Raw genomic sequence first — 18,414 nt, 5'->3', positions numbered from 1 at the left:
GTTTGTAATGTTTAAATTCATTCATGCAGCCGATGTACATCTGGATAGTCCGCTACGCGGTCTATCTAAATACGAATCTGCACCAGCTGAATCTCTTCGTAGTGCCTGCCGCAAAGCTTTCGAAAATCTTGTAGATTTAGCCATCGAAGAACAGGTTGCATTCGTATTATTAGCAGGCGACCTGTACGACGGTGAATGGAATGATTTTAGCACAGGCATATTTCTCAGTCGGCAAATGGGCAGGCTTGGTAAAAACAACATACCTATTTTTGCTGTTGCCGGAAACCATGATGCAGCCAACCGTATGACCAAGGCGCTTGATGTTCCGGCCAATATGAAGATCCTGTCGTCAAGAAAAGTTGAAACAATAAAGTTGGACAATTATTCGGTCGCGATTCATGGGCGAAGTTTTGGCACTCAGCATGTCGATAAAAACATTGCCTCAGAATTTGTTGCCGCTGAAAAAGGAATGTTCAACATCGGCCTTCTGCACACCAGCCTTGACGGTCGCGAAGGCCATGCGCCTTATGCGCCATGTAAAATAGACGATCTACGTTCCAAAGGGTATCAATACTGGGCCTTGGGGCACGTCCACAAGCAGGAAATTGTGTCCGAGGAACCCCATATTATTTTCCCCGGCTGCATCCAGGGACGCCACATTCGAGAAACTGGCCCAAAAGGGTGTATCCTTGTAACCGTTGAGGACGGATCGGTGAGCGAAATCGAAAAGTGTCCTCTGGATGTTCTACGTTGGGTATACAACCGTATAGACCTGACGGATGCACCAGATATGACAGAAGTACTTGAGCGTACACGAATATCCATTTCCAATGAAGGGATGTCAGCCGAGGGACGGCCAGTCGCTATGCGCGTTCATTTCGAAGGCGCTACGGGGATTTCAAATGAACTTGCTGCATATCCGGAAAGGTTCGAGCAGCGGATCAAGGCGCTCGGTGCAGAAATCGCCGGGGATAGATTGTGGATAGAAAAAGTTGAAATTGCAACGGTCAGCAAACTGAATTTGGATGCCGTGTTAGCCGACGGTAGTGCATTAGGTAGATTGCTGGAGGACATATTGGCGACACCATCCAAGCCGGAAGATATCAGTGGCCTTGAGGATACAGTTGCCGGGGTCAGGCAGAAGATTCCATCCGAGGCTTTTAGTGACGATTCTCTCTTTAATCTTGATGAACCTCAAACCCTTGAACGCCTTGTTGATGAAGCCAAACAGATGTTGGTTGGAAGGCTGTTGATGGACGGAGGTGCGAAATGAGAATCGATCGGCTTGATTTGATAGCATATGGTCCATTTTCCGACACAGTGTTGAACCTGTCAGATGGAGCATCAGGTCTTCATTTGATTTATGGTGACAACGAAGCGGGTAAAAGCACTTCACTGAGAGCGCTTATCGGATGGTTGTTCGGAATACCGGCACGTACCAACGACAACTTTCTCCACACCAACCCACAGTTGCGAATAGGTGGTAAACTCAGGTTGTCAGACGGCAAAGCATTGGAATTCGTTCGCAGGAAGGGGACAAAAGGGACGCTGTTGGATCCAAGCACCGGCGAGTCCATTGACGATTCTGCTCTAACGCCGTTTTTACCTGGTGGCATGGATGAGAACCTCTTTGTAAAATTGTATGGCATCGATCATATCAGACTGGTGGAAGGCGGTAAGGAGTTGCTGAACCAGTCAGGTGATCTTGGTCAGGCGCTTTTCAGTGCTGCAATGGGTACCGCAATCCTCCGTGAAATTTTGTCCGACCTACGAAACGGCGCCGAAGCACTTTTTAAAGCGAGGGCATCCACAAAGATTGTCAACAAAGCGATCGGCGATTTCAGAGATGCAAAAAGGCGGGTCAAAGAGGCAAGTGTTCCGGTTACAGAATGGAAAAGGTTGAAAAAAGATCTGGCAGACACGATAAGTGACATCGAAAAGGCTGAAGAAGACATCAAAGATAGAAGCAAGGAAAAAAGCCGCCTGGATCGATTCAACCGCGTAAAAGGTGCTTTGGCCGAAAGAGGCACTGTAATTGAGCGCATTGATGCACTGGGGAAGGTCCTGCTGCTGCCGGAAGAACTCGGAGAGACATTACAAGCTGCTCGCAATAGCCTGCGATCAATCAAAGAAATTAAAACCAAAGCCCAAGCCAAGCTGGTGCATTTGAATGACAACGCCGAGAAAATATATGTTCAGACTGAGTTGTTGGATAACGAAGAAATGATTCTGGCGCTTTATAAAGAGATTGGTGGCGTTGAAAAAGCAATTCAGGACCGTCCTCAACAAGATGCAAAACGGCGGCTCCTTCGCAGTGAAGCCGAACAACTTTTGAAGGGTATTCGCCCAGACCTCAACGTTGCTGATTCCAACCAGCTAAGGCCACTGATCAACAATAAAAAGTGGATCGCCGACTTGGCCAGACGACACAGCCTTTTGGAACAGAAGCAAGAAAACTCAGAACGCGCAGCGAAGGATATTGAGGACGAACAGGCGACAATTAAGAAAGAAATTAGCGAACACGCTGACTCGAGCCTGGATTTGAGTGAATTTAAAGCAGCGGTTGCTGCTGCACGCAAGGCTGGTGATCTCGAACAACGTCTGGACGAAGCCCAAAAGCGTGCTTCGGAAGACAAAAAAGCATGTCAAAATGAGTTTTCGAGACTTGGACGGTTTTTTGGAACCATTGATACGCTTTTGAAGTTGGCTATGCCACTACCCGAAACGTTGGACACGTTCGAAAAGAGATTTGATGATTTGTTTGAAAAAACAAAGGACCTTGACCGTATCAAAAAAGACCTTTCAGAGGAACGTAAACGGACGGAACAGGATTTAAAAGCGTTGCTGTTGGCCAGCGATGCGCCGACAATAGCCGAGCTTGAAGCTTCGCGAATGACGCGCAATTCTGGATGGAATCTCATAAAGCGCAAGTACATCGAAAAAGTCGATGCAGAAAAGGAAATCGCCGAATATGCACATGATTCAGATCTGCCAACGCTTTACGAGCAAAAAGTTGACGAAGCGGATAACATATCAGATCAATTTAGATTAGCCTCCGACCAAGTGGTAAAAAGGGCGGATCTTGAAGCGAAGATAGAGGCTCTTAGAACACGTCATAAATCCACAACCGATGAAACTGAAAACGTTGAAGCTGGCCGAATTGCCTGTGAGAAGGAATGGAACGTTATTTGGGAAAAGTTGGAGATAAAACCCGGAACGCCCAGGGAGATGAAACAATGGCTGCTGAAAGTAGACCATTTGCTTTCAAGTGTTCGGTCGGCCCGGATTGTTACTGGAGAGGCGCAAAAGTTGGTGTCGGACTGTAAATTCTTGAGGGAAAACATTGCCCTGCAAATAAAAAGATTCGATGACACTGTCGATCCGGATCCGATGAGCTTGGAAGCTATGATCAGTCTCTGTGAACAGCGTATCGAAAAAGAAGAAGCGGCGCTTGAAAGAAAGCGTCAATTGGAGCGTTCACTGAGAGATCTATCTGTTCGTAAAAAAAGGGCGTTTGAAGACCTTGCATCCATCGAGAAAGAAAAGGCCGTTTGGTCAAAGGAATGGGCGCAGGCCATCGCTGGGTTGGGGTTGGAAACCGATGCCCACCCGGAGCGGGTGATAGAGATCTTCGAGCAGTTGCTGGCGTTTTTTGTCAAATTCGACAAGTCTGAAGAGTTGCGGCGGAGGATTTACGGGATTGATCAGGTTTCCGAACAATTTCACCAAAAGGTTATAGCATTCGCCCATGGCGTCGGTTTCAAAATAGATGACCAAGAGGCTATATCTGTAGCCTCACAACTGAACAGGGATTTAACCAAGGCGCTTGAAGCTAGGGCGGGCCTTGCAAAAATACAGGCCCAGGAAAAAGAAACAACGGCGGAGATTGAAGATGCCGACCTGACAATCCGTTCAATAGAGGAGCAGCTTGCGGCCTTGCGAGATCAGGCGAGTGCCAAAACAGACGATGAACTCGAAGCGGCGTGGGACCGTTCCCGAACCATGCGTGATTTGAAGCAGCGGCTTGAGACAGTTGAAAGAGAGCTTACACGTAATGGAGATGGTTTAAGCATTCAAGAGCTCGAAAATGAGGCCGTTGAACTTGATGCCGATGCCGTCGAGGATGACCTTGATCGAGTTTCTGATAAATTGAAGGATTTGCAGGCGACTCGTGACAAATTGCGCGACCACAGACAAACGGTTCAAAATGAACTGCAGGCCAAAGATGGTAGCGACATTGCTGCCATCGCATCGGAGGAGGCGGAGCAGCACCTAGCGGCCATGGTTTACGGTATTGAGCAGTACCTTCGCCTCCAAATTGCGGCCCTCATTTTAGAACAGCGCATAGAAGAGTATCGCAAGAAAAACCAGGCACCTGTCCTTGCACGGGCAGGCCGATTGTTTGCCAAGCTCACCCTTGGCTCCTTCGCGAACCTGCGAGATGAATTGAACGAAAGCGGCATGCCAATTCTATTAGGCGTTCGACCAAACGACTTGGAGGTGTCGGTTGATCAAATGAGTGATGGAACTCGCGATCAACTTTACCTGGCTTTACGACTTGCGACCCTCGAGCAATACCTGCAGAAAGGGGAGCCGATGCCTTTTGTGGTAGACGACATCCTTATTGGTTTTGACGATAACCGCACTAAGGTTTGCTTAGAAGTCCTTGCAGAATTTGCCGCCAACACTCAGGTTTTGGTTTTTACACATCATCGAAGGGTTGTCGAACTTGCAGAAAAACTCGAAGCGCAAGCAGGTATTTTTTGCCATGCATTACATTGATGGAAATTTCAGTGTACGTATTTTAAATTGGCCAAATCATCCCTGCTTTGACCCTAAATTCCCGCAAAAAAGTTACATATCAGTTACACGGCATGAAAAAAGGGTTTAGCCAGTTTAGCTAAACCCTTAATTTCATTGGTGCCGAGGGACAGAATCGAACTGCCGACACGGGGATTTTCAGTCCCCTGCTCTACCGACTGAGCTACCTCGGCTGGCTTCCCGAGTGGCTTTTGCCCCCTCAAGAAAGTCCGCATAATACCCTTTTTAAAAAATAAGTCAAGGCTTTTTGTGCATTTTTTTGTCATTTTAAAATTCGTATAAAATCGGCGCCAACCAGATGGTCATCGCAGCCACGAGAATTGTCAGAACCGAGCCGATCTTGACAAAATCGGTGAATTTATATTCGCCGGGCCCCCAGACCATCAGGTTGGTCTGATATCCCGTTGGAGTAATAAAGGCGCAGGAGGCTGAAATCATCAGGGTGATGGCAAAGGGCATGAAGTTCACGCCCAGTTGGTTGGCGGTGGACAGGGCGATGGGGAACATGAACGCCGCTGCAGCGTTGTTGGTAATGACGTTGGTCATAAATGAACATCCCAAAAAGATGACTGCCAGGGCCAGATGGGGGTTGTCACGTCCAACTGTGTTGAGCAGCCCGGCAATCTGTTCGGCCAGCCCGCTGCTGGTCACTGCGGATTCCAGGCCAATGGCGCAAGCGATTACGACCAGGGTCCCCCAATCGATGCTGCGTGCCGCGGTATGAAGGGTCAGGCAACCGGTCAACAGCATCGCTCCGCTGGCCAGGAGACTGGCGTTGAGCATGTTCATCCAGCCCAGGGCTACCACAGCGACCATGACCAGTGTGATCAGGCTGGCCTCCACCGCGCGATCCGTGCGCTGAAGGTGGAAGCCCTTCAGGGCCTTGGTAAGGGCAAAGTCATGCTCAATCTGGCATTCGTAAAAAAAGTCGTCATTGACCTCAAGGACCGCACTGTCTCCAGCCTCGATGGTCACTTCATCCAGCGGCCCATCCACCGGCTGACCATCCCGGGAAAGGGCTACAAATTTGTACTGGCAGGCCCTGGCGTTATCTGAGATATCGGGAATTTTTCTTCCCACGGCCTTGCTCTGGCGTGAAACAACGGCTTTTACCAGGTGGTGGGTGTGACGTTCGGTTTCCATGGGGTTGAGGGTCAGGTGGGGAACCAGGGTATTGGTGCGCCACAGCTCGACCATATTCTGGGAGTCCGCTGAAAAGGCAAGCAGATCTCCGGCCTGCAATTCTTCGTGCATGAGATCGTTGGTCAGAATGCTGTCGTTTCTACGAATATACAGGATTTCAATCCCTTCGCTACTGGCCAGTCCCGTATCCTCCAGTGTGCGTCCAACGATGCGTGATTCATCACGAACTTCAAATTCAGCGGTATATCGGCGAATCATGGCATCATCGGCTTTTTCCGTCTTTCTGCCCGGCAGGAAAAAGCGTCCTGCTAAAATCATAAATCCGATGGCCACACAGGCAATGGGAACACCGATCCAGGCCGGATCGAACATGTTGACGATATGAACGCTGCCGATTCCCTTTTCAGCGGCGTCAATGACCATGCCGGCCACGACCAGATTGGTGGAGGTGCCGATTACCGTACACATCCCCCCTAAAATCGATGCAAAGCTCAGCGGCAGGTACAGTTGCTGGGCGGGCAGGCGGCTGGCCCGGGACAGGTCACGGATCACCGGGATCATCATGGCCACCAGCGGGGTGTTGTTGAGAAACGCACTGCCAAACGCGATGGGCGGCATAATCTTCAACTGGGCCCTGAGAATGGTCTTCGGCAGGCCGATGAGCTTGTCCATGATCATAGTAATGGCGCCGGTGGCATACATTCCCGCCGCCACCATGAACAGCACGGCTACGGTCAGCATCCCCGGGTTGCTGAACCCTTTGAGCAGTTCCGGAACCGGGGCCAGTTTCAGGGTGATGGCCGCGGTCAGCGCGCCGATAAAGATGGCGGGGGCAGGAATCTTCGTTTTTATCAGGAGAACGAAGAGCACCACTAATAGGGATAGGGTGAGGTAGGCATCAAGGCTCATATATTTCTCCGCTGGTAATCCCTTGACAATTGAAATTGACTGCAAGGGGAGGGGATTGCTTGCGTTTATAGAAGTAAAATGAGCGATTAGCCGTTAGCGGTTAGCAATTAGTAATAAAATTTCAACGAATAGCTGAAATTTTGCGTTTAACCAATCGTTGACTAACGAATTACGGATACGTTTTCAACAGATAAGGACTGACAACTAATGGCTAACGGCTAATCGCTTATCTTGGGGAAATGTAGGACGCCGAAAAAAGATGTCAATTGAATGCAGTTTATTTAAACCTCGGGCTATGCTCGAGCGACCCGAAAAAGGTTCGGACCTTTCCGGCGAAACAATAATACCGCAGAAAAACAACTGCTATGCAGGTGGTCGGTGATTGTCCGTTCAATCCACCATTTCTGAATAGACACTAGTCAAGATCAAGCCTGGTCTTGCATTGGTTGCACTTTAAAACACCGCGAAATAGTTTGTTCCCGCACTCGGGGCAAATATAACGGGCCTCTTCATCGCGTATCCATTTTTCCGTGACCACTTCTCTCCAGTATGGGATGGCGCGCAAAATGACTTTTTTGCCTACCGCCATGGGAAAATTATCGATGTGTGAGCAGGGGAAATCATCGCATTCATGGCATCCTGCAATTCCCTTTGTTTTTGTGCAACGCCTGATTTCACACTGGCTGCAGTGCATGAATGGATCATCAGACAGACACCCCCCACATTTGATATCCGCTGTGGTAAGGTGATCACTGTTGGGCAGCGTGCCTTTACCGTCAACATTTCCTTTGTACAGATTGACCAGCCTTTCTTTAAATTTTTCGTTATTGTCTCGCCCGGCGATATGGATGGCACAGACTCCGCAATAAAGCCCACATGGCGCAACAAAATTCGGATTGATCGACATAATACTTACCTCCAGGATTGTCCGGTCCCAAACATCGCGTGTTCCGGAAGATTGGATGTTACAGTTAGTAAATGATGATGATGTGACCTCAATCGTTTTTTCTATCGCCCTCCTTTTGGGTTGTTTCTCATTGCTCCCGCATTCGAAAATTCCAATCATCAAAATCAGCCCTGGCATTGCTCTGTCATTAGTGACAAGATATCGCACCCGTTGTGACTGAAAAAATTTAATGGTGGTAAAATTGTTCGTTTGATTTATTTGGTCATCTAATAAATTGATGAACCCATAGAAAGTGCTTGACTCGTCATGCTTGACTTGATCCGGTATCCACAACCTATTGAAGTTACTGGATTCCGGTCTGCGCCGGAATGACGCCAAATGGGTATTTTCGACTTTTTACGGAACCGTCAATAAATTGATAAATTATGAAAATACATGAACCGGAAAAATGAAAGAAAATCTAAAACATCAGAAGCCCATAACAGCGTTGGTCAATGAGGCGTTAGCGGGATCCAGCCGCGCTGTTGAGGAAATCGTGCTGCTATTTCAAGACAGGATCTATGGGCTGGCCCTGCGCATGCTTTCCCACCCGGAAGATGCAGAGGACGCCACCCAGGAGATTTTGATAAAAGTCATCACCCATTTGAAAACGTTTCGTTTTGAGGGCGGGTTTCAGGCATGGGTTTATCGGATTGCTGCGAACCACCTGAAAACGATCCGAAAGAGCAGGATGGAGCGCTTTGAGATCAGCTGGGAGAAGGCCGTCGGGCTCGTGGATCAGGCAGCGGCAAGGGGCTGGTTGGCCAACCCGCCGGCCGCACCTTCCAAAATGCTTGAAATCGAAGCTCGCCTCAGATGCACCCAGGCGTTATTGACGGTAATGGACAGGCCCCATCGACTGGCATTTATACTGGGCGTTGTGATGGATATATCCAGCCGGGAAGGTGCCTGTATTCTTGAGATCAGCCCTGCGGCGTTTCGCAAACGCATTTCCAGGGCGCGTTGACATCTGATGACATTTTTAACAAACCATTGTGGCCTCTTTGATCGTGCCAACCGATGTTCCTGTTCTGGCGTATTGGCCAATCATCTGCAAAATAGATGGATATTACAGGATCAACCGGTATTCATGACCAGCGCCTTCAGGGTCGAGTCAAACGAAACGCTAAAGGATTGTCTGCGGGAACTGGACGAATTGAGTAAAGTCACGGTTCTTTTCAAATCATTTCCGAACGCCCCGTACCCCAATGATAGGTCAGAAATGATCAAGGAGATACTTCGTGAGGATAAGTATCGCGTTTTGGCGGACAACTGGAAAAGGCAGGGCTCCTGACCCGTAGCCCAAAACCTTGCGGTGATAATGGAAAACGACTCAAGATAAAACCGCATATGAAAAGATGCGATGTTCTCGAGTCGTTTTCGAGTTTATTGCCGGAGCGGACCTTTTAACTCGACTGGGCGATTGCCGAGTTTGCCGGCGGTACAAGGAAGACGTCTGACGCGGTTTAAATATCCGGCCCCCGAAGCTGGATGGTGTAGAACTGGGTAAAATTACCGTTTGTTCCCGGTTCTTCCGATGAAGAAATGGTCAAGATATAATCGTCTTTTAACATGTGCAGGAACCCTTCGCCGTTTTGCAGAAACATGCCATTGTCTTTCCAGCCTTTTGCGATCAGTTTGGTTTTATAGAAACTGAACACATCCGCTAACGCGTCTTTGCTTCCCATGGTGACGTTTAGCAAGCTCCGGGTCTTTAATTCCGCACTGATTTTGTCACCGGGACGTTTGGGGATGATCTGCCATAAATCATCTGCAGCGCCGGGGCCTTCCTTGGTTTGCTGGGCATCGTTCATGGCCTGGGCCATCATCTGCATCAACTGCTTTTTTTGCTCGGGATCCATGTTATCTCCCATGGCCTGGTTCATGCTCTCCATCATCTGATTGACATCCGTGCTTTTGATGGCATCCCGGCCAGATCCCTGAGCATTCGTTTTCTCTCCTTTTTGAGCATTATGCCGGGCCATCATCGCACCAATATCCATGCCCATGGCTGCCATCAGGTTGTCCACTTTCTTATAACCGGGGATTAGGCGAAACAGTTTTTTGGGCGGCGTGCTTTCCTCGATGTTTCTTATCTCACTCATGGACCCATCACCGGCCAATGTCCGTAGCGGGAAATCGAATTGATTGCTTTCCCAGACAACCATTTTATCCTTGAATGTATATCCCGCAGCGTCCACAGACATGACAACTTCTTTTTTCACGCACAGGTAGCCGGATACTTTTTCTTCGCCCAGCACTTTTTCAGACTCAATATTATCCAGGGCTTTGTAGCCGGAACCAATGTTTTTTTCTTCTACCGGCCCCTCATAAACCAGCTTTTTATCATGATTGTAGACAACCATTTTGTCCTGTTTTTTGAATACCAGCATGGAAATGCTGGGAATCGGGCCGCCGTTTTTACCGGCACCAGGCAATCCGTCAATTCTCATGGCATCGCCTGATACGTAGATTTTGGAGGTCGAAACAACCTTGCCAGCCGGGTCCAAAGATACATTGTCCGCCGAAAAGTGTTTGACCTTGCCGTGAACCAGGGCCTGGGCCGGCGAGGATGTCAGGTTTATAACCAGTATGGTGAAAATTACGGGAATCATGCGCTTTTTTAACCTGAATCGAGTGCTCATCGTCTTCTTCTCCTTAAAAAAAAAATGAGATCAACGAATGTAAACCCATCGGTGCAAAAAAGGATAACTGACCATTGTCGCTGACGCGTGCCCATACGGTTGCTTTCTCGATTGTCCAATCCACCGTTTGCAAACCGGCACTAAGGGCGCAGGCAAGCATCAATAATTGGCATCCGCATAATCAACCCAGCCGCCGGCAGTGACCAGTTCGGCATCGAAACCGGAGATGGAGAAGCTGATGGTTTCAGACGTTCCGTCCGCTGAGAACGTGATCGTCCGCGCATCAAAGTCGGTTGTTGCCACGGTTTCACGCCCGGCAAAGGTGCTGAACAGGCCATCGATGGTGCCTTCCGGCAGTTCCACGGCCATCATGCCGCAGTTGAACATATTCTGGCGAAAGATACGGGCAAAGCTTTCTCCGACCACCAGGTTGATGCCGTTGACCTCCAGGGCCCAGGGGGCATGTTCCCGGGAAGAGCCGCAACCGAAATTGGCCCGGGTGAGAACCACCGATTTGCCGGCGATATCCCGGGACGGATCGAATCCATCCAGCTTCAGATCTTCCAGCAGGTTGGGGGCTAAAGCCTCACGGGAAATTTCCGTAAGATATTTGGCGGGAATAATTTCATCGGTATTGATATCAGAGCGGTCCAGGAAAAGGACCTTTCCGCTAAAATTTTTCATGTTCGGCTCCTGTTCTATCCGTTGAAAATCGGCGAATTGGCGATACTGCCGGCAATGGCGGTGGCGGCGGCGGTGGCCGGGCTCATCAGGTGCACCATGCCGCCCTTGCCCATGCGACCATTGAAATTGCGGTTGGTGGTGGCGCCGCAGACCTCACCATCGGCCAGCACGCCGTTGCTCATGCCCAGGCAGGCGCCGCAGGTGGGGTTGGTGACACAAACCCCCGCATCCATGAAGATCTTGATCAGTCCCTCGTCCAGGGCCTGACGGTACACCGTTGGCGTAGCCGGAGAAACAATGGCCCGAACCGAGTCACTGATCTTTTTCCCCTCAAGCACCTTGGCGGCGATGCGCAGGTCGCTGATCCGGCCGTTGGTGCAGGAACCGATATACACCTGATTGACCGGGGTGCCGGCCATCTCGGCCACGGGTTTAACATTGTCCGGCTTGTAGCCGAAGGTCACCATGGGCGTCAGACTGGAGACATCGTAATCGATCGTTTGTGCATAATCAGCATCGGCATCGGGCAGATAGCTGGCAAACGCCGTCAGCGCCGCTTCTGGCGTGTCGTATTCATCCTTGATAAACGGCCACAGGTAATCCACCGTCACGCGGTCGGGTTCACAGATGCCGCAGGTCCCGCCGGCTTCAATGGCCATGTTGCAAAGGGTCATGCGCGACTCCATATCCATGGCCGATACCACCGGCCCGGCAAATTCAATGACCTTGTTGGTGGCACCGTCCACGCCGATGCGGCCGATCACCGACAGGATCACGTCCTTGGCAAAGACGCCCTCGGGAAGCGCACCGGTAATATTGATGCGAATGGTTTCCGGGGTTTTGAAGGCGCACACGCCTTTGAGAATGCCCACCTCCAGGTCCGTGGTGCCCACACCGGCGGCAAAGGCGCCAAAGGCTCCATGGGTGCAGGTGTGCGAATCGCCCATGATGACGGTGTATCCGGGGCGGACGAACCCTTGTTCAGGAAACAGAGCATGGCAGACACCATTGGCGCCGATATCGAAGAAATCCTTGATGGCGTGGCGCCGGGTCCATTCACGCAGGATTTTGCCCTGTAAAGCGGTTTTGGAGTCCTTGGCCGGCGAGACATGATCGATGACCACTTTGATCCGGTCCGCATCGAAGACCCGGTCCTTACCTCGTGCTTCAAGGTCCACGATGGCCGGCGGGGTGGTGATTTCATGACAGAAGACGGCGTCCAGACGGATCACATGAATATCCGCATCCGGTGTGCCGACACGATGGTCGTCGAATATTTTCTGTGCAATGGTTCTTCCCATGATTTTCCTTTTTTGTGCAGTTTCTAATCCGTATCCGTTTTCAGCACGGCCAGAAATGCTGACTGGGGCAGCATCACCTGACCGACCATTTTCATTCGCTTTTTGCCTTTTTTCTGCTTTTCCAGTAGCTTGCGTTTGCGGGTGATGTCGCCGCCGTAACACTTGGCGGTCACGTCCTTGCGAAATGCCGAGACGGTCGACCGGGAGATGATCTTGCCGCCGATGGCACCTTGAATGGCGATCTTGAACATCTGGCGAGGAATTTCATCTTTGAGCTTGTCACAGGCCACCCGTGCCCGGGAGACGGCATTGTCACTGTGGGTGAGCATGGAGAGCGCATCCACCCGTTCACCGTTGATCAGAAAATCCAGCTTGACCAGATTCGTCTGGCGATATTCGATCAGCTCGTAATCAAAGGACCCATACCCCTGGGTAATGGATTTGAGCTTGTCGTAAAAATCGTAGATCACTTCCGCCAGGGGCAGCTCGAAAATCATTTCCAGCCTATTGTTGGTCAGGTACTGGTAATTCTTGTTGATGCCCCGGCGCTCCAGACACAGTTTCATCACCGCGCCCATGTAGCGGTCCGGCACGATGATCGACGCCTTGATAAAAGGCTCCATGGCATACTCGATGGTGGTCGGATCCGGATAAAGGGCCGGGTTGTCGATGACCAGTTCCTCTCCATCGTTCATCATCAGGCGGTAGCGTACCGACGGTGCGGTAAGAATCAGGGACAGGTCATATTCCCGTTCCAGGCGCTCCTGAACGACTTCCAGGTGCAACAGGCCCAGGAACCCACAGCGGAACCCAAACCCTAAGGCCGCACTGCTGTCCTTTTCATAGATCAGGGAGGCATCGTTGAGTTTGAGCTTTTCCATGGCCACGGTCAGATCTTCATATCCATCGGAGGCCACCGGATAAATCGAGGAAAATACCACTGGCTTGGCTTCCTTGAAACCAGGCAGCGGCTGATCACAGGGGGCACGGTGGTGGGTGACGGTGTCACCGCAGCGGGTGTCGCTGACCGTTTTGATACCGGCAATCATATAGCCCACCTGACCGGCGCTCAGCTGTTTTTGCGGGACGCGAACGATCTGAAACAGGCCCACTTCTTCCACCTTGTACGTGGCGTCATTGGATAGGAAGCGGATCCGGTCCCCGGGACGGATGGTGCCTTCCATGATGCGAAAATGCACAACGGTGCCCCTGAACGGATCATAGTGGGAATCAAAAATCAGGGCCTGTAACGGCGCATCGGAATCACCCGTGGGCGGCGGCAGGTGATCGATGACGGCCTCCAGGATGTCTTCGATCCCCAGGCCTTCCTTGGCCGAGGTTAAAATGGCCGATTCCGGATCCAGGCCCAGGTCATCCTCAATCTGGCTTTTGACCCGCTCGATGTCTGCCGAGGGCAGGTCGATCTTGTTGATCACCGGAATGATTTCCAGATTATGTTCCAGGGCCAGGTAAAGGTTGGCCAGGGTCTGTGCCTCCACCCCCTGGCTGGCGTCGATGAGCAGCAGGGCGCCTTCGCAGGAGGCCAGGGCCCGGGACACCTCATAGGTAAAATCCACATGGCCCGGCGTATCGATCAGGTTTAAAATGTAAGTCTTGCCATCCTTGGCCTTATACGGCAGGCACACGGTCTGGCTCTTGATGGTAATGCCGCGTTCCCGTTCGATGTCCATGGTGTCCAGAATTTGATCCTTGAAATCCCGGTCGGAAATAATTTTGCTGTTTTGGATCAATCTGTCCGACAAGGTGGACTTGCCATGATCAATGTGAGCGATTATGCTGAAGTTGCGTATGTTTTTCATATTATTGAAGCTTTACAAAAAACCGGTTGATATCTGTTAGTTGACACCGGATTTTAGCGTGGTTATAATCAATTGTTTTATAAAAATCTTTTTTAATATCAGATCGTTTTCGGACATGTCAACCGGTATCCGCAAGCGATTGGATCTTAAGATGAAACAAAGCCTATGGCGCTAAAAATTCTTATCGTTGAAGATGACCTTCCCATTCGGGATACGGTGCATGAATTTATCCAAATGGCCGGTTATGACGTGTGCGTGGCGGCCAGTGCCGAAGAAGCGTTGGGCGTGCTCACCGATACGCCGGTTGAAGTGGTCATTAGCGATATCATGCTCCCCGGAATGGATGGCCTTGAATTGACGGATCGAATCAAGCGCACTTATGATATCGATGTCATTGTCATGACCGCTTACAGCACCGAGTATTCCTACGCTGAGGCAATCAGCAAAGGGGCCAGTGACTTTGTTTTCAAGCCGGTACGCCTGGAAGAACTGCACCTGCGCCTCAAACGGGTGCTCAAAGAGCGTCGGTTGAACCAGGAACGGCTTCAGATGCTGGAAGAGCTCAAGAAACTGTCCATTACCGACGGCCTTACCCAGCTATACAACTCCCGGTACTTCTACAGCCAAATCAAGGGAGAGATCGAACGCTTCAATCGCTACGGCCACCAACTGAGCCTGCTGCTATTGGACATCGACCATTTCAAGGCCTACAACGATACCTTCGGGCATCTGGAAGGTGATAAGATCCTTGTTCGTATCGGTCGCATTATCAAAAGCTGCCTGCGCAAAATGGATACGGCCTATCGCTATGGCGGTGAAGAGTTTACCATTGTTTTGCCTGGCACCCCGGGTGAAGAAGCCAAAACCGTTGCCGAACGCCTGCGGGCTGCCGTGGCCGCCGAGGATTTCGCCGATAATGATACCGCTGAAAATCGCATTACCATCAGCATTGGTGTCACCCAATATTGTCATGAAGAGCCGATTTCCAGTTTTGTCCAACGCGCTGATCAGGCCATGTATCAGTCAAAACAAAACGGACGCAACAAGGTTTCCTGTATTTTTGCCAACCCTGCCACGTAACCTATAGCTAACCATTTTTATGATCGATTATCAATTTCTTTTAACCCCGACCCAGACTGAGATTGCCCGGCTGACCGATCTTTACCGGCTTGCCCGGTGGTGGACGGACCCGGCCGACAATCCAGAGGCTGTTGCCGGCATTGTCCGGGGCAGTCACTGTTTTTTGGTTGCCCGTAACGGCCAGACCATCGTCGGTATGGGCCGTGCCATCAGTGACCGGATCAGCGATGCCTATATTCAGGACGTCACCGTGGACCCTGCGTTCAGGGGACAGGGCATCGGCTCTCGAATCGTCACCGAACTGGTAACGCGCCTGGAAGCCGATGGTATCGGCTGGATCGGATTGATTGCAGAAAGGAAAACGCATCCATTTTATCAGCCATTGGGATTTTCCCCCATGGCCGATTCCGTGCCCATGCTAAAGACAAAATGATGAATTTTTCACAGTTGACACCGCCGGACTATGCCAAATACCGCCACTATTTTGAAAACCAACGTTACGAACTATGCGCTTACTCCCTTGCGTCGATTATTGCCTGGAGCAATAACGAATACAAACCCTATGGCGCTGAGTACGAAGACGCATTCATTGTTGCTGCCGAATTTACGGAGGAGAAGCAAAACCGGCACTTGCTGTTGCCCATTTCTCCAGAGCGGATGTTTTCTCCCGAAGAACTGGTTGACGTAGCCAGGCTGGCCGAGCACCGCCAGTATTGGTTTGTTCCCCAGGATTATATCGACCATTTCGGTCAGGCGCTGGTCGAGCGCTATTTTACGATCAAACACCATGCGGCGTATGATGACTATGTTTACCGTGCCCAGGATCTGGCCGAACTCAAGGGCAACCGCTATTCCAAAAAACGCAACCTGATCAACCAATTCCGGCGTGAATACGATGGCACCGAACGGGTGTCCATCGAACCCATTGCCGCCGATAACGCCGAGGCCTGTATGGTCTTCCTCGAAGAGTGGTGTCAAGAAAGGGATTGCGATGCCGACGATCAGTTTGATCTGGCCTGTGAAAAACAGGCGGCCATCAATACTCTTGTCCATTATGATGCGTTTGATTTGAAAGGAATTCTGCTGCGTATTGACGGTAAGGTGTGTGCCTTTGGCATTTCCGCGCCCTTGACGGCGGATATGGCGACCTTACAATATGAAAAAGCGCTTGGCAGCATTAAAGGGCTCTATCAGTATTTTGACAATGCCTGTGCGCGGATGCTGTTCAACGGGTATACCTATCTGAACAAGGAAAGTGATATGGGGATCCCGGGGCTGACCAAGGCCAAAAAATCCTATTACCCTGAGAAGATGGTGCATTCCGTCAGACTGATCCTTAACGATTAGTTTTCTTTTACGCGGTTCTCCAGTAGGCTGGAACAGATGTTAACTGGAGCTTTCCGGAGTTTTTAGGCCGTGACCATCGACAAGCATGAGAGGTGAGGACATGCAACTTAACGGTAAAAAAATCGCTGTTTTGGTGGAGACGCTCTATAACGAACTGGAGTTCTGGTATCCATACTACCGGCTCAAGGAGGCCGGTGCAAAGGTTACCGTGGTGGGCTCGGGCAGTGCCAAAACCTATAAAAGTAAAATCGGGATGCCGGTGGATGTGGATACGTCGGCGGAGAAAATCAAGGTCTCCGATTTTGACGGGGTGGTAATCCCCGGCGGCTATGCACCGGATCACATGCGCCGCCACCCGCCCATGGTCGGTCTGGTCAAAGCCTTTGCCGAGGCCGGCAAACCGGTGGCCGCTATTTGTCATGCCGGATGGATGCTGGTCTCAGCCGATATCGTCCGCGGTCGACAGGTCACGTCGTATTATTCCATCAAGGACGATCTGGTCAATGCCGGTGGCAACTGGGTGGATCAGGACGTTGTGGTGGATGGCCCGCTGATTACCAGCCGAACGCCCGATGACCTGCCGGCGTTCATGCGGGCGATTATCAAAGCGTTGGAGAGTTGATCAGTTCATGGCTGGTAGCTGATCGATTAAAGGGGACAAAACGCGGGTGAGAGCGAAAGGGCAAAAAAACGCCCCACGCTCTCACGCATTATGGAAGACCGTACTTCCTTGATTGGTGATCAGAGATCCACTGTTGTATGACTGTTAAGGTAGAAGGTAGAAGGTTGAAGGTTGAAGGTTGAAGGTTGAAGGTTGAAGGGCTGGTGGAATGCTGTCTTTTTGATAGCTCCAACTCAACAAACCCAACAAACTCAACAAACCCAACTAACCAACCAACCAACTAACTAACCCAACAAACTAACCAACCTCTCAAGCAATCGCATAACAATTCTGCTGAACATCATAACGAACGAATCCGTGCTTGGTCGAATTGTTGATGTGTCTTGAAATATCGGAGGGGTTGAGTCCCAATGTCTCGGCAATTTCTGCGGTGGACATGGGATTTTGGTGAAGGAGTGATAAAATCTGGCTCATGGCCAGTTTCTCGCCGATGGTCTGCTCAAAAATGGCATCCAAGTCACCGCTGTCGAGGAATGCTTCAACCCCGGATTCCGATCTGACCGGTAGCCGCAGCCGTTCTCGTTCCACCAGTTTGATGTAGGGCACCAGCTTCAAGGCGGCGTCCAGATGAAACGTCAGGTCCTCTTTGGCAAGGCCTTCACTGGATCCCAAGGGGCCCAATTCCTTTACCCTTTTGCTGAAGGCATTCATAATCTCGGCAAAACGGATGCCTTCGCCAGCCGAGACCCACTCCAACCTGAACCGGTCGGTGTTGATGCCCACCCGCGACAGGATCTTGGCGCAAATCTTGGACATGATCAGCGCATCATAGTTGCCTTCGGGATTGTAATGGCAGTCATTGAGGTGGCAGCCACCGACAAACACGCCGTCGGCACCGTTCAGAAAGGCTTTGAGAACGAATTTAAGATCGACCCTGCCGGAGCACATCACCCGGATCACTCTCAAATACGGGGGGTACTGAAAACGCGACACCCCACACAAATCTGCACCGCCATAGCAGCACCAATTGCACAAAAAACCGATGATTTTAGGTCTAAAAGAGCCGCCTGCGCCCATTTTCTTCTCCTTATGCTTT

General features: G+C 50.7%; 15 protein-coding genes and 1 tRNA gene. 8 read left to right on the top strand and 8 right to left on the bottom strand.

The window, feature by feature from the left end; translation table 11 throughout:
• The first annotated feature begins 7 nt into the window (after positions 1-7).
• Both Dvar_RS25750 and Dvar_RS25745 read left to right on the top strand, forming a co-directional pair.
• Complete coding sequence (locus tag Dvar_RS25750; protein WP_419655988.1) at positions 8-1,273, top strand: metallophosphoesterase family protein; 1,266 nt, start codon at positions 8-10, stop codon at positions 1,271-1,273.
• Entirely contained in the window at positions 1,270-4,782 is a 3,513-nt protein-coding gene (locus Dvar_RS25745; protein ID WP_419655987.1) for an AAA family ATPase, read from the top strand. The genes Dvar_RS25750 and Dvar_RS25745 overlap by 4 nt, the downstream gene beginning before the upstream one ends.
• 136 nt (positions 4,783-4,918) lie before the next feature.
• Here Dvar_RS25745 and Dvar_RS25740 read toward each other — a convergent pair.
• From Dvar_RS25740 to Dvar_RS25730, 3 genes are all read right to left on the bottom strand, one after another.
• A tRNA-Phe gene (locus tag Dvar_RS25740) sits at positions 4,919-4,994 on the bottom strand.
• Positions 4,995-5,088: 94 nt separating this feature from the next.
• Positions 5,089-6,873 (bottom strand): SLC13 family permease, encoded by a 1,785-nt coding sequence (locus tag Dvar_RS25735; protein ID WP_419655986.1) that lies wholly within the window; start codon positions 6,871-6,873, stop codon positions 5,089-5,091.
• 415 nt (positions 6,874-7,288) lie between these two features.
• Positions 7,289-7,780, bottom strand: coding sequence for a DUF3795 domain-containing protein (locus tag Dvar_RS25730; protein ID WP_419655985.1), 492 nt, complete (start codon positions 7,778-7,780; stop codon positions 7,289-7,291).
• Positions 7,781-8,228: 448 nt separating this feature from the next.
• On the opposite strand from Dvar_RS25730, the gene Dvar_RS25725 reads away from it, so the two are divergent.
• On the top strand, positions 8,229-8,786 hold the full coding sequence (locus Dvar_RS25725; protein WP_419655984.1) for an RNA polymerase sigma factor: 558 nt from the start codon (positions 8,229-8,231) through the stop codon (positions 8,784-8,786).
• Between the two features lie 123 nt (positions 8,787-8,909).
• Positions 8,910-9,113: a hypothetical protein gene (locus Dvar_RS25720; protein WP_419655983.1), complete on the top strand. Its 204-nt coding sequence runs from the start codon at positions 8,910-8,912 to the stop codon at positions 9,111-9,113.
• A gap of 172 nt (positions 9,114-9,285) precedes the next feature.
• On the opposite strand, the gene Dvar_RS25715 is transcribed toward Dvar_RS25720, so the two are convergent.
• The 4 genes from Dvar_RS25715 to lepA all read right to left on the bottom strand — a co-directional run bounded on the left by Dvar_RS25715 (position 9,286) and on the right by lepA (position 14,269).
• Complete coding sequence (locus Dvar_RS25715) at positions 9,286-10,464, bottom strand: DUF4412 domain-containing protein (protein WP_419655982.1); 1,179 nt, start codon at positions 10,462-10,464, stop codon at positions 9,286-9,288.
• Between the two features lie 159 nt (positions 10,465-10,623).
• Positions 10,624-11,148 carry a 3-isopropylmalate dehydratase small subunit gene (locus Dvar_RS25710; RefSeq protein WP_419655981.1) on the bottom strand — a complete coding sequence of 175 codons (525 nt, stop codon included), beginning with the start codon at positions 11,146-11,148 and terminating at the stop codon, positions 10,624-10,626.
• A 14-nt stretch (positions 11,149-11,162) separates the two neighbouring features.
• Positions 11,163-12,449 (bottom strand): 3-isopropylmalate dehydratase large subunit, encoded by a 1,287-nt coding sequence (locus Dvar_RS25705; RefSeq protein WP_419655980.1) that lies wholly within the window; start codon positions 12,447-12,449, stop codon positions 11,163-11,165.
• A 23-nt stretch (positions 12,450-12,472) separates the two neighbouring features.
• On the bottom strand, positions 12,473-14,269 hold the full coding sequence (gene lepA, locus Dvar_RS25700; RefSeq protein ID WP_419655979.1) for a translation elongation factor 4: 1,797 nt from the start codon (positions 14,267-14,269) through the stop codon (positions 12,473-12,475).
• A gap of 165 nt (positions 14,270-14,434) precedes the next feature.
• Between lepA and Dvar_RS25695 the strand changes: the two genes are divergently transcribed.
• The 4 genes from Dvar_RS25695 to Dvar_RS25680 all read left to right on the top strand — a co-directional run bounded on the left by Dvar_RS25695 (position 14,435) and on the right by Dvar_RS25680 (position 17,318).
• Complete coding sequence (locus Dvar_RS25695) at positions 14,435-15,349, top strand: diguanylate cyclase (RefSeq protein ID WP_419655978.1); 915 nt, start codon at positions 14,435-14,437, stop codon at positions 15,347-15,349.
• Positions 15,350-15,368: 19 nt separating this feature from the next.
• Entirely contained in the window at positions 15,369-15,782 is a 414-nt protein-coding gene (locus tag Dvar_RS25690; protein WP_419655977.1) for a GNAT family N-acetyltransferase, read from the top strand.
• Positions 15,779-16,696 (top strand): DUF2156 domain-containing protein, encoded by a 918-nt coding sequence (locus tag Dvar_RS25685; protein WP_419655976.1) that lies wholly within the window; start codon positions 15,779-15,781, stop codon positions 16,694-16,696. Before Dvar_RS25690 ends, Dvar_RS25685 begins: the two co-directional genes overlap by 4 nt.
• Positions 16,697-16,796: 100 nt before the next feature.
• Entirely contained in the window at positions 16,797-17,318 is a 522-nt protein-coding gene (locus tag Dvar_RS25680; protein ID WP_419655975.1) for a type 1 glutamine amidotransferase domain-containing protein, read from the top strand.
• A gap of 309 nt (positions 17,319-17,627) precedes the next feature.
• Here Dvar_RS25680 and Dvar_RS25675 read toward each other — a convergent pair whose 3' ends face one another.
• Positions 17,628-18,395, bottom strand: a complete 768-nt coding sequence (locus Dvar_RS25675) for a hydrogenase iron-sulfur subunit (protein ID WP_419655974.1) — start codon at positions 18,393-18,395, stop codon at positions 17,628-17,630.
• Positions 18,396-18,414 lie beyond the last annotated feature (19 nt).

Origin of the sequence: Desulfosarcina variabilis str. Montpellier, from assembly GCF_048565275.1 — a bacterium.
Taxonomy (GTDB): Bacteria; Desulfobacterota; Desulfobacteria; order Desulfobacterales; family Desulfosarcinaceae; genus Desulfosarcina; species Desulfosarcina variabilis.
The sequence above is the reverse complement of the archived record's forward strand: the minus strand, read 5'-3'. Positions and strand labels throughout refer to the sequence as shown.

What these genes read in the sequence shown, in the direction of transcription:
- Dvar_RS25750 (WP_419655988.1), top strand. Translation starts at nt 8, where the DNA reads ATGTTTAAATTCATTCATGCAGCCGATGTACATCTGGATAGTCCGCTA.
- Dvar_RS25745 (WP_419655987.1), top strand. Translation starts at nt 1,270, where the DNA reads ATGAGAATCGATCGGCTTGATTTGATAGCATATGGTCCATTTTCCGAC.
- Dvar_RS25735 (WP_419655986.1), bottom strand. Translation starts at nt 6,873, where the DNA reads ATGAGCCTTGATGCCTACCTCACCCTATCCCTATTAGTGGTGCTCTTC.
- Dvar_RS25730 (WP_419655985.1), bottom strand. Translation starts at nt 7,780, where the DNA reads ATGTCGATCAATCCGAATTTTGTTGCGCCATGTGGGCTTTATTGCGGA.
- Dvar_RS25725 (WP_419655984.1), top strand. Translation starts at nt 8,229, where the DNA reads ATGAAAGAAAATCTAAAACATCAGAAGCCCATAACAGCGTTGGTCAAT.
- Dvar_RS25720 (WP_419655983.1), top strand. Translation starts at nt 8,910, where the DNA reads ATGACCAGCGCCTTCAGGGTCGAGTCAAACGAAACGCTAAAGGATTGT.
- Dvar_RS25715 (WP_419655982.1), bottom strand. Translation starts at nt 10,464, where the DNA reads ATGAGCACTCGATTCAGGTTAAAAAAGCGCATGATTCCCGTAATTTTC.
- Dvar_RS25710 (WP_419655981.1), bottom strand. Translation starts at nt 11,148, where the DNA reads ATGAAAAATTTTAGCGGAAAGGTCCTTTTCCTGGACCGCTCTGATATC.
- Dvar_RS25705 (WP_419655980.1), bottom strand. Translation starts at nt 12,449, where the DNA reads ATGGGAAGAACCATTGCACAGAAAATATTCGACGACCATCGTGTCGGC.
- lepA (WP_419655979.1), bottom strand. Translation starts at nt 14,269, where the DNA reads ATGAAAAACATACGCAACTTCAGCATAATCGCTCACATTGATCATGGC.
- Dvar_RS25695 (WP_419655978.1), top strand. Translation starts at nt 14,435, where the DNA reads ATGGCGCTAAAAATTCTTATCGTTGAAGATGACCTTCCCATTCGGGAT.
- Dvar_RS25690 (WP_419655977.1), top strand. Translation starts at nt 15,369, where the DNA reads ATGATCGATTATCAATTTCTTTTAACCCCGACCCAGACTGAGATTGCC.
- Dvar_RS25685 (WP_419655976.1), top strand. Translation starts at nt 15,779, where the DNA reads ATGATGAATTTTTCACAGTTGACACCGCCGGACTATGCCAAATACCGC.
- Dvar_RS25680 (WP_419655975.1), top strand. Translation starts at nt 16,797, where the DNA reads ATGCAACTTAACGGTAAAAAAATCGCTGTTTTGGTGGAGACGCTCTAT.
- Dvar_RS25675 (WP_419655974.1), bottom strand. Translation starts at nt 18,395, where the DNA reads ATGGGCGCAGGCGGCTCTTTTAGACCTAAAATCATCGGTTTTTTGTGC.